Consider the following 9,360-nt stretch of genomic DNA (forward strand, 5'->3'; position numbering starts at 1 on the left):
ATCGCCTACTGTCGGCCGCGACTTTCAGCCAGAACCAGGGGCAACATGGGCAAGCGGATATTGGTCACCGGCGGCGCGGGCTTCCTCGGCTCGCATCTCTGCGAGCGCCTGCTGGAGGCCGGCCACGACGTGCTCTGCGTCGACAACTATTTCACCGGCACCAAGGCTAACGTCGCGACCTGCCTCGACAATCCGCGCTTCGAGCTGATGCGCCACGACGTGACCTTCCCGCTCTATGTCGAGGTCGACGAGATTTACAACCTCGCCTGCCCGGCCTCACCGATCCACTACCAGCACGATCCGGTGCAGACGACCAAGACCAGCGTGCATGGCGCCATCAACATGCTCGGCCTGGCCAAGCGGGTGCGCGCCAAGATCTTCCAGGCCTCGACCAGCGAAGTTTACGGCGATCCGACGGTTCATCCCCAGGTCGAGAGCTATCGCGGTAACGTCAATCCGCTGGGACCGCGCGCCTGCTACGACGAGGGTAAGCGCTGCGCAGAGACGCTGTTCTTCGATTACCACCGCCAGCACAAGCTGCGCATCAAGGTGGCGCGCATTTTCAACACCTACGGTCCGCGCATGCATCCCAACGACGGACGCGTGGTGTCGAACTTCATCGTCCAGGCGCTGAAGGGCGAGGACATCACGATCTACGGCGATGGCATGCAGACCCGGGCCTTCTGCTACGTCGACGACCTGCTCGACGGTTGGCAACGCCTGATGGATCACACGCCCGACGATTTCACGGGGCCGGTCAACATCGGCAATCCGGTGGAGATGCCGATCCGCCATCTCGCCGAGAAGATCATCAAGTTGGTCAACGGCAAGTCAAAGCTCGTCCAGTCCCAGCCATTGCCGGTCGACGATCCCCTGCAGCGCTGCCCGGATATCTCGCTGGCGCGCGAGACGCTCAAATGGGAACCGAAGGTGCCCTTGGATGAGGGCCTAGCGAAGACGATCGCCTATTTCGACAATTTGCTGAAGAGCAACAAAAGCATCAGCCGCGTCGGCCGGTGAGACCGACGCGGCTGCTCTGCCATCTTACTGAGCGGCGACGGCGCGCGGCAGCGCGTTGACGACCGAGGCCTTGCCCGAGGTCATCTCGTCGTAGATCCACTTGTAGGTCTTCTCCATGCCGTCCTCGAGACGGATGGACGGCGCCCAGTTCATCGTCTGCTTGATCAGCGTGTTGTCGCTGTTGCGACCACGCACGCCCTTCGGCGCGTCGAGCTTGTAGCTGCGCTTCAGCTTGATGCCGGCGAACTTCTCGACGATGTCGACCAGGCGGTTGATGCTGACCAGCTCGTCGCTGCCGATGTTCAGCGGCTCGATGATGTCGCTTTCCGCGAGCTTGATCGTGCCCTCGGTGCAGTCGTCGATGTACATGAACGAACGGGTCTGCTCGCCGTCACCCCAGATCTCGATCTCGTGCTTGCCCGAGAGCTTCGCCTCGATGACCTTGCGGCACATCGCGGCCGGCGCCTTCTCACGGCCACCGTCATAAGTGCCTTCCGGGCCGTAGACATTGTGGTAGCGGGCGACGCGGGTCGCCATGCCGTAGTCTTCGCGATAGTGGCGGGCCATGCGCTCGCTGAAGAGCTTCTCCCAGCCGTAGCCGTCTTCCGGCAGGGCGGGGTAGGCGTCCTCTTCCTTGAGCGCCGTGACGTTGGCGTCGGTCTGCTTGTCGCCGTTGTAGACGCAAGCCGACGAGGAATAGAAGAAGCGCGGCACGCCAGCTTCCTTGGCGGCAACCAGCATGTGGGTGCTGACCAGCACTGACAGCATGCACTCGGCCTTGTGCGTCTCGATGAAGCCCATGCCACCCATGTCGGCGGCAAGGTTGTAGATCATCTTGGCGTCCTTGGCGGCCTTGCGGCAGGGCTCGAGCAGGGCGAGATCGCCCACCTGGTTCTCGACACCCGGCGTCTTCTGGTACCACTCGTTGAGAGGCTTCACGTCCACGGCGCGGATCTTGGTGTGGCCGCGCTGCTGCAGCACGCGCACCAGATGGCCACCGATGAAGCCACCGGCGCCGGTGACGACGACGAGATCATTCTTGGACATTAACAGCACCCTATGGATCGAAGCGGGAGTTTAACCGGACTCTCAAAGACTTGCGTGAATTTGGCCACGCCTCAGTCGAGGACGCGAGACGGCCATGGGGGATAGCCGTACGGAGGGTTCGTTTGCTCGCCTGCATCCCTGTCGTCAAGCGGTCGCCGCGCCGCACGCATTGTGCATCATTTGGTTCGGTGCCGTCCGGAGAGCCCGCGACCTGCCGGGCCGGACCATCTTGCAAGGGCGGTGAAAAAGATGGTTCAGGGTAAAAAATGATCTATACCAGCCACATAGCCGCTTTATCCGACTGATCGGGCGTCGTGCTGGTCGATATCACCCCTATCATCCTGACCTATAACGAGGCGGCGAACATCGGCCGCTCGCTGGAACGCCTGACCTGGGCTCACGAAGTGGTCATCGTCGACAGCGGGTCGACGGACGAGACGCTGGCGATTGCCGCCCGCTTTCCCAACGCCCGGGTCGTTCACCGGCCCTTCGACAGCCATGCCCAGCAATGGCGCTTCGCCGTCGAGGAAACCGGCGTCACGACCGACTGGGTTCTGCGGCTCGATGCAGACTACATGCTTGAACCCGCGTTGCGCGACGAACTGGCTCCTCTGAAGGCCGACGCCGACATCGCCGCCTACGAAATCGCCTTCACCTACTGCATCGAGGGTCGGCCGCTGCGGGGCTCGCTCTATCCCGCACTGCCGGTCCTGTTCCGCCGGGGCCGTGCTTCCTTCGTGCAGGATGGCCACACCGAGAAGCTCCGGATCGACGGGCAGGTGAGGCGGCTGCGCAATCGTCTCCTGCACGACGATCGCAAGAGCTTGGAACGCTGGCTGCAGTCGCAAGCCCGCTACCAGGCTTATGAGGCGGAGAAACTGTCGACGCGGCCCTGGGCCGAACTCGGGTGGGCCGACCGGCTGCGCTGCACGCGTGTACTGGGCCCGCCCGCTGTCGCCCTGCATTGCCTGTTCGGCAAGGGGCTGATCTTCGACGGCAAGGCGGGCCTCCTCTATACAGCCCAGCGCATTACCGCCGATTTGATCCTGTCCATGCACCTGCTGCGCCGCGACCTCGACCGCCTCGTCCCGGGAAAGACCTCGCGATGACCTTCATCCTGGGGCTGAATGCGTATCACGCCGATGCCGCTGCCTGCCTGGTAAAGGACGGCGAGCTGGTCGCTGCCGTCGAGGAGGAGCGGTTCCGGCGCATCAAGCACTGGGGCGGGTTCCCGAGCGAGTCGATCCGCTACTGCCTTGCCGAAGCGGGCATCTCGTTGGGCGATGTCGATCATGTGGCGATCAACAGCGACAACCGGGCGAACAGGTGGCGCAAGGTCGCCTTTGCACTGAGGTCGGGTATCAGCCCGTCTTATATGCTGGACCGTCTGCGTAATCGCCGCCAGCGTGCAAGCATTGCAGGCAATCTCAAGGAGCATCTGCCGGAGCAGGAGTTCCGGGGGACGACGCACGCGGTCGAGCACCATCTCTGCCATCTCGCCTCGGCCTTCCTGGTCTCGCCTTACGACAAGGCCGTAGCCGTGTCGGTCGACGGGTTCGGCGATTTCTCCTCGGCGGCCTGGGGCCTGGGCGAGGGTGGGAAGCTCGCGGTCGACGGGCGGGTCTACTTTCCCCATTCGCTGGGTGTCTTCTACGAGGCGATGACGCAGTTCATCGGCTTCCCGCACTATGGCGACGAGTACAAGGTGATGGGCCTCGCGCCCTATGGCCAGCCGACCTACGTCGAGCAGATGAAGGAGATCGTGCGTCTGCGGAACGACGGCACCTTCGCCCTCGACCTGCGCTTCTTCCGGCACGCCTCGGGCCGCGGCGCGAACTATCAGGTGAAGGACGGCATTCCCTCGGGCGGCCGTCTCTGGACCGACCGGCTGGCCGAGCTGCTGGGCCCGGCGCGCGACCCCAAGGCACCGCTGGAAGACCGCCACCGCGACATCGCGCGCTCCGCCCAGGTCACCTACGAAAACGCCTTCTTCAACCTGCTGAATGCCCTGCACGCGCGCTACGGTGCCGATGCGGTCGTGCTGGCGGGCGGCTGCGCCTACAACTCGGTCGCCAACGGCAAGGTGCTGGAACGCACGTCGTTCAAGAAGCTCTATGTCCAGTCGGCCGGCGGCGACGCCGGTGGTGCCATCGGCGCGGCCTTCGCGACCTGGCACAAGACCGGCGGGGCCGATGCCAAGCGTCATTTCGTGATGGATCACGCCTATTGGGGGCCCTCGGCGACGCCGGAGCAGATCGCGGCCGCCATCGCCCAGCGCCGCGCCGACTTCGACGCGGCCGGCTGCAGCATCGAGCGCATCGCCGACGAGGCGACGCTCTGCCGCCACACGGCGCAGGCGATCTCGGAAGGCAAGGTGATCGGCTGGTTTCAGGGGCGGCTGGAGTGGGGCCCGCGGGCGCTGGGCAACCGCTCGATCCTTGGCGATCCGCGGCGCGCCGACATGAAGGACATCCTCAACCTCAAGATCAAGCGGCGCGAATCCTTCCGTCCCTTCGCCCCGTCGATTCTGCGCGAGGCCGTGCCGGACTGGTTCGAGACCGACGACGACGTGCCCTTCATGATGCAGGTCTTCCGCATCCGGAAGGAGAAGCGCAAGGAGATCCCGGCCGTCACCCATGTCGACGGCACAGGCCGCCTGCAGACCGTCACCTGGTCGGGCAATCCGCGTTATGCCCGGCTGATCTCGGCCTTCCGCGAGATCACCGGCGTGCCCATCGTGCTCAACACCAGCTTCAACGAGAACGAGCCGGTCGTGTGCAAGCCCGAGGAGGCGATCGACTGTTTCCTGCGGACAAAGATGGACGTTCTCGTACTGGGTGATACGCTCATCCGGCGATGATCTCGCTCACCGTCAACGGTCAGGTTCACGAGATCGACGTCGAGCCTGACAAGCCGCTGCTCTGGGTCCTGCGCGAGGATCTGAACATCGTCGGCCCGAAATTCGGCTGCGGTGTCGCCGCGTGCGGTGCCTGCACGGTGCATGTCGAGCGCACTGCCGTCCGGTCCTGTTCCTTTCCCGTGAGCGACGCCGTGGGCAAGACGGTGGTGACCGTTGAGGGCCTGTCACAGGGCGGCCAGCTCCACGCCGTGCAGCGCGCCTGGATCGAGAACCAGGTCCCTCAGTGCGGCTACTGCCAGCCCGGCTTCATCATGGCGGCGGCAGCTTTGCTCCAGGAAAATCCCAAGCCAACCGACAGCGACATCGACGATGTTCTGAGCAACATCTGCCGCTGCGGCACCTACAGCGCCATCCGCCGCGCCGTGCATCGCGCGGCGGCAATCCTGGGTGGCGCGTCGTGAAGAAGCTCGGCCGGCGCCTGGCGATCGTCGGCGGGTTCGCAGGCGCCGGATTGCTGGGCGTCGGCTTCTGGTTCGCCCGCGAGCGTGACCGGCTGGGCAATCGCCGGCTGCTCAACCTGAAATCGGACGAAGTCGGCCTCAATGGCTGGGTGAAGATCGGGCGCGACGACAGCGTCACGGTCGCCGTGCCGCGCGCCGAGATGGGGCAGGGCGTGCAGACCGCGCTCGCCATGCTCGTCGCCGAGGAACTCGACGCACGCTGGGATCAGATCAAGGTCGAGGAGCCGCCGGAGAGCGCGGTCTACCGCAACGTCGACATCCTGATCGACGGTCTGCCGTTCTCGCCAGAGGAGGCCGGCACTGTCGTCGAGACCGCGCACTGGGTCGCCGGCAAGCTGGGGGGCGTGCTGGGCGTGAACGCGACCGGCGGCTCGACATCGGTGCGCGACGCCTGGCGGCCGATGCGAACCGCGGGTGCGGTGGCGCGCGACCTGCTGCTCCGCGCAGCCAGCCGCAAGGCCGGGCTGCCTGTGGCCGAACTCACCGTCGTCGACGGCGAGGTCCGCAAGCTCGACGGCACGAAGGTCGCCACCTTCGGTGAACTGGTCGATTCCGTGGGAGACCTTGCCGAGCGCCCGCCGCCACCGCTCAAGAAGCCCGCGGACTTCAAGCTGATCGGCAAGCCGCTACCGCGCGTCGACACACTGGCCAAGGTCACGGGCGCGGCCACGTTCGGCATCGATGTGCGTCTGCCAGGCCTGCTCTACGCCGCGGTCCGCAACGCCCCGACCTTCGGTGGCGAAGCGCTTTCGTTCACGCTCAAGCAGGAGAAGCTGCCCAAGGGGATCGAGAAGGTGGTGATCGTGCCGGGCGGGATCGCGGCCATCGGCACGAGCTGGTGGACGGCCAACCGCTTCCTGGACGACGGCGTCGAGGTGAAGTGGCAGGCGGGACCCGAGCCAACGCTGGAGTCGGCCGGCCTCTGGAAGCGCTACGGGGAGCTGCTGGAAAGCGGCAAGCCGGCCCTGACCCGTACGCTCGGCACCGAGACGAAGCCGGGTCAGGTACAGGTGCTGACGGCGACTTATCGGGCGCCCTACCTCGCCCATACGGCCATGGAGCCGATGAATTGCACGGCAAAGGCCGGTCCACAGGGCGTCGAAGTCTGGATGCCCAACCAGTCGCCGACTTTGATGCGGATGGTGGCGGCCAAGGTCGCTGGTGTGCCGCAGGACCAGGTGAGTGTGCACACGACCTTCCTGGGCGGTGGGTTCGGCCGGCGGGCCGAGGTTGACCTGGTGCGTCAGGCGGTGACCTGCGCGCTGGCGCTGTCGGAGCGGCCGGTCCAGCTCCTGTGGTCGCGCGAGGAGGACGTCCGGCACGATTTCTACCGGCCGATGGCGCTAGCCCGTTGGCGCGCCGATCTCGAAACGGCAGGCGGCGCGCAAAAACTGGTGGGCGTCGCCAAGCGGCAGGTAGCGCAGTCCCCGGCCGATCAGTTCCCGGCGCGCACGATTGGCCTGCCGGTGCAGGGGCAGCCCGAAGGCAACGCCGTCGAGAACCCACCCTACGCCTTTCCCTTCTACCGGCTCGACGCCATCGTGGCCGACGGTTCGGTGCCAGTCGGCTTCTGGCGTTCGGTCGGCCATTCGCACACGGCCTTCTTCGACGAGAGCTTCGTCGACGAGCTGGCCGCTGCCCTGAAGAAGGACCCGTACGATTTCCGCCGCGAGCTGCTGGCCGACAAGCCGCGGCATCTGAAGGTGCTGGAGACGGCGGCGCGGGAAGCGGGGTGGGGCATGCCTCTGCCTCAAGGCTCGGGCCGTGGCATTGCCCTTCGGGCTTCGTTCGGCTCGATCGTGGCGCAGGTCGCCGAGGTCTCCGTGCCGGACGGCAAGACCTTGGAGGTCAAGCGCGTCACCTGTGCAATCGATTGCGGACCGGTGGTCAATCCCGCGATCGTGAGGGCGCAAATGGAGAGCGGCATCATCTACGGCCTGTCCGCCGCGCTCTACGGCGAGATCACCCTGGCCAACGGCGCGGTCGAGCAGTCGAACTTCCCCGACTACGACGCCGTCCGGCTGGCCGAGGCGCCCGCGATGACGGTGCATCTGGTCGATAGCGGCTCCCAGATCATCGGCGGCGTGGGCGAACCTGGCACCCCGCCCATCGCTCCTGCCGTCGCCAACGCCATCTTTACGGCGACAGGGAGGCGTCTACGCGACCTACCGCTGAGGTTGGCTTAGGGTGGTTCAAGCACGATAATTAAAGGATTTAGTCATCGTCTAGATAATGTCAAACGACGATTGGGCCGCCCAGCTCAGCGTGAAAGCAGCCAGAAGCTGCCGCCACCAACGATGGCGATGAGTGCCAGAAGGCCAAACAGGCGAAGGGTGCCTGTCATCAGGTTTGTGCCCAGCACTTTGCTGATCCATTCGTCTTGGCGGTCCAGGTCCAACATCGCCTCCTCAGTGACCGGGAACAGGAGCCCGGCGCAGGGGCCAATATCGAAAGGTTGGCGCCGAGGCTCCACCAAAATTACTGAACGGGGCTGAGAATGGTGCCGGGTGAGGGGATCGAACCCCCGACCTTCGGTTTACAAAACCGCTGCACTACCGCTGTGCTAACCCGGCCCGCCTGGAGCGGCCGCACCATAATCGAACGCGGCCGAAGGTGCATCAGACTGACTGTCGCTGCCGTGCCCATTCGTAGGCGGCGACCGCCGCGGCGTTGGAGACGTTGAGCGCGGCCAGGGCAGCGCTGGTCGGAATGGTGATGAGGCGGTCGCACTTTTCGGTGGTCAGGCGGCGCAGCCCTTCGCCCTCGGCGCCGAGGACGATGCAGGCGCGGCCGCGCAGGTCGAGGGTGCCGATCGGAGCCTCGCCACGTTCGTCGAGGCCGTAACGCCAGAAGCCCGCCTCCTTGAGCTGGTCGAGCGTGCGGGCGAGGTTCACCGCCCGCACCAGCGGCACGACTTCGAGCGCACCGGAGGCTGCTTTTGCCAGCACGCCGGTATCGGCGGGGGCATGGCGGTCGGTCACGACCACGCCGGCGGCGCCAAAGGCGGCGGCCGAGCGCAGGATGGCGCCGACATTGTGCGGGTCGGTCACCTGGTCGAGCGCCAGGACGAGGGCATCATCGCTACAGCGCGCCAGCAGGTCTTCCAGCATCGGCTCTTCGAGCGGCGCCACAAGGGCAGCGATGCCCTGATGGACGGCGCCGGCCGGCAGGCGTTGCGCCAGGTCTTCGCGGGGGACGATGGCGACGTCGGTCTTGCCGATCTCGGCCTTCAACCGGTCGGCCATCTCGCGGGTAGCGAAGAGCCGTTCGATCCGGCGATCGGGGTTCGCAAGGGCTGCCACGACGGCGTGGCGGCCGTAGAGCCATACCGATTGATGGCCTCCGCGCGGTTGCCGGTTGGCGGGCTGTCGATGGGGGCGGTGCGGGCGTTGACGCATGCCGAAGCTTGTATGGTGCGGCGGGCATGCGGGCAAATACTGGTGATCCCTGGGAAATGGGCCTTGACGTAACCCATTGGATTTGCGAGCAACGCGCGCCCGTGAAAGCGGGTTGAACGGGCTAAACTCGCGCTGCGTACCGCAGGTTCGGAGGGGTGGCCGAGCGGTCAATGGCAGCAGACTGTAAATCTGCCGACTTCGCGTCTACGAAGGTTCGAATCCTTCCCCCTCCACCAACGGACACAGCGTGGGTTTTGGCTCGGTTCAAGAGATTGCGGGTGTAGCTCAATGGTAGAGCAGAAGCCTTCCAAGCTTACGACGAGGGTTCGATTCCCTTCACCCGCTCCAGAGTTTGCTAAGGCCGGTCGGTCGAGAGAATGACGAGGGTCGTGACACCATGACGAAGGCGAAGTTTGAGCGGAACAAGCCGCACTGCAACATTGGAACGATCGGTCACGTTGACCACGGGAAGACGTCGCTGACGGCGGCGATCACGAAGATCCTGGCGAAGACG

Annotated in this window: 9 protein-coding genes and 3 tRNA genes; 8 read left to right on the forward strand and 4 right to left on the reverse strand. The window is 65.4% G+C overall.

Translation table 11 applies throughout. The annotated features are described in order from the left end of the window. Positions 1-45: 45 nt before the first annotated feature. A complete protein-coding gene (locus EPO50_RS27735; RefSeq protein ID WP_296349644.1) occupies positions 46-1,020 on the forward strand; it encodes a UDP-glucuronic acid decarboxylase family protein in 975 nt (324 codons plus the stop codon). A 24-nt stretch (positions 1,021-1,044) separates the two neighbouring features. Here the strand turns inward: EPO50_RS27735 and EPO50_RS27740 are convergent, their stop codons facing one another. Then, positions 1,045-2,067 carry an NAD-dependent epimerase/dehydratase family protein gene (locus tag EPO50_RS27740; RefSeq protein ID WP_296349646.1) on the reverse strand — a complete coding sequence of 341 codons (1,023 nt, stop codon included), beginning with the start codon at positions 2,065-2,067 and terminating at the stop codon, positions 1,045-1,047. Between the two features lie 314 nt (positions 2,068-2,381). On the opposite strand from EPO50_RS27740, the gene EPO50_RS27745 reads away from it, so the two are divergent. Genes EPO50_RS27745 through EPO50_RS27760 form a run of 4 tightly spaced genes read left to right on the forward strand, consistent with a single transcriptional unit; the run spans position 2,382 to position 7,634 of the window. Then, positions 2,382-3,176 carry a glycosyltransferase family 2 protein gene (locus EPO50_RS27745; RefSeq protein ID WP_296349648.1) on the forward strand — a complete coding sequence of 265 codons (795 nt, stop codon included), beginning with the start codon at positions 2,382-2,384 and terminating at the stop codon, positions 3,174-3,176. Further along, on the forward strand, positions 3,173-4,927 hold the full coding sequence (locus EPO50_RS27750; protein WP_296349650.1) for a carbamoyltransferase C-terminal domain-containing protein: 1,755 nt from the start codon (positions 3,173-3,175) through the stop codon (positions 4,925-4,927). Before EPO50_RS27745 ends, EPO50_RS27750 begins: the two co-directional genes overlap by 4 nt. Next, positions 4,924-5,388: a (2Fe-2S)-binding protein gene (locus tag EPO50_RS27755; RefSeq protein ID WP_296349652.1), complete on the forward strand. Its 465-nt coding sequence runs from the start codon at positions 4,924-4,926 to the stop codon at positions 5,386-5,388. The genes EPO50_RS27750 and EPO50_RS27755 overlap by 4 nt, the downstream gene beginning before the upstream one ends. Beyond that, the gene (locus EPO50_RS27760; protein ID WP_296349653.1) at positions 5,385-7,634 is read left to right on the forward strand and encodes a molybdopterin cofactor-binding domain-containing protein; all 2,250 of its coding nucleotides are present in this window, start codon (positions 5,385-5,387) and stop codon (positions 7,632-7,634) included. The genes EPO50_RS27755 and EPO50_RS27760 overlap by 4 nt, the downstream gene beginning before the upstream one ends. Before the next feature lie 74 nt (positions 7,635-7,708). Here EPO50_RS27760 and EPO50_RS27765 read toward each other — a convergent pair whose 3' ends face one another. From EPO50_RS27765 to rlmB, 3 genes are all read right to left on the reverse strand, one after another. Further along, positions 7,709-7,846 carry a hypothetical protein gene (locus EPO50_RS27765; RefSeq protein ID WP_296349655.1) on the reverse strand — a complete coding sequence of 46 codons (138 nt, stop codon included), beginning with the start codon at positions 7,844-7,846 and terminating at the stop codon, positions 7,709-7,711. A gap of 100 nt (positions 7,847-7,946) precedes the next feature. Further along, positions 7,947-8,021 (reverse strand) — tRNA-Thr (locus EPO50_RS27770). 45 nt (positions 8,022-8,066) lie between these two features. After that, positions 8,067-8,846, reverse strand: a complete 780-nt coding sequence (gene rlmB / locus EPO50_RS27775; RefSeq protein WP_296349658.1) for a 23S rRNA (guanosine(2251)-2'-O)-methyltransferase RlmB — start codon at positions 8,844-8,846, stop codon at positions 8,067-8,069. Between the two features lie 149 nt (positions 8,847-8,995). On the opposite strand from rlmB, the gene EPO50_RS27780 reads away from it, so the two are divergent. From EPO50_RS27780 to EPO50_RS27790, 3 genes are all read left to right on the forward strand, one after another. After that, positions 8,996-9,082: transfer RNA gene (locus tag EPO50_RS27780), tRNA-Tyr, on the forward strand. Positions 9,083-9,120: 38 nt separating this feature from the next. Next, positions 9,121-9,194: transfer RNA gene (locus tag EPO50_RS27785), tRNA-Gly, on the forward strand. A 49-nt stretch (positions 9,195-9,243) separates the two neighbouring features. Then, on the forward strand, positions 9,244-9,360 hold a 117-nt coding region (locus EPO50_RS27790), incomplete at its 3' end, for a GTP-binding protein (RefSeq protein WP_296349690.1).

Source organism: Reyranella sp. (genome assembly GCF_004297405.1).
In the GTDB taxonomy this organism is placed as follows: Bacteria; Pseudomonadota; Alphaproteobacteria; order Reyranellales; family Reyranellaceae; genus Reyranella.

Bases quoted from the DNA above. Each gene is read 5' to 3' on its own strand.
- EPO50_RS27735 (WP_296349644.1), top strand. From the start codon at position 46: ATGGGCAAGCGGATATTGGTCACCGGCGGCGCGGGCTTCCTCGGCTCG.
- EPO50_RS27755 (WP_296349652.1), top strand. From the start codon at position 4,924: ATGATCTCGCTCACCGTCAACGGTCAGGTTCACGAGATCGACGTCGAG.
- rlmB (WP_296349658.1), bottom strand. From the start codon at position 8,846: ATGCGTCAACGCCCGCACCGCCCCCATCGACAGCCCGCCAACCGGCAA.
- EPO50_RS27750 (WP_296349650.1), top strand. From the start codon at position 3,173: ATGACCTTCATCCTGGGGCTGAATGCGTATCACGCCGATGCCGCTGCC.
- EPO50_RS27740 (WP_296349646.1), bottom strand. From the start codon at position 2,067: ATGTCCAAGAATGATCTCGTCGTCGTCACCGGCGCCGGTGGCTTCATC.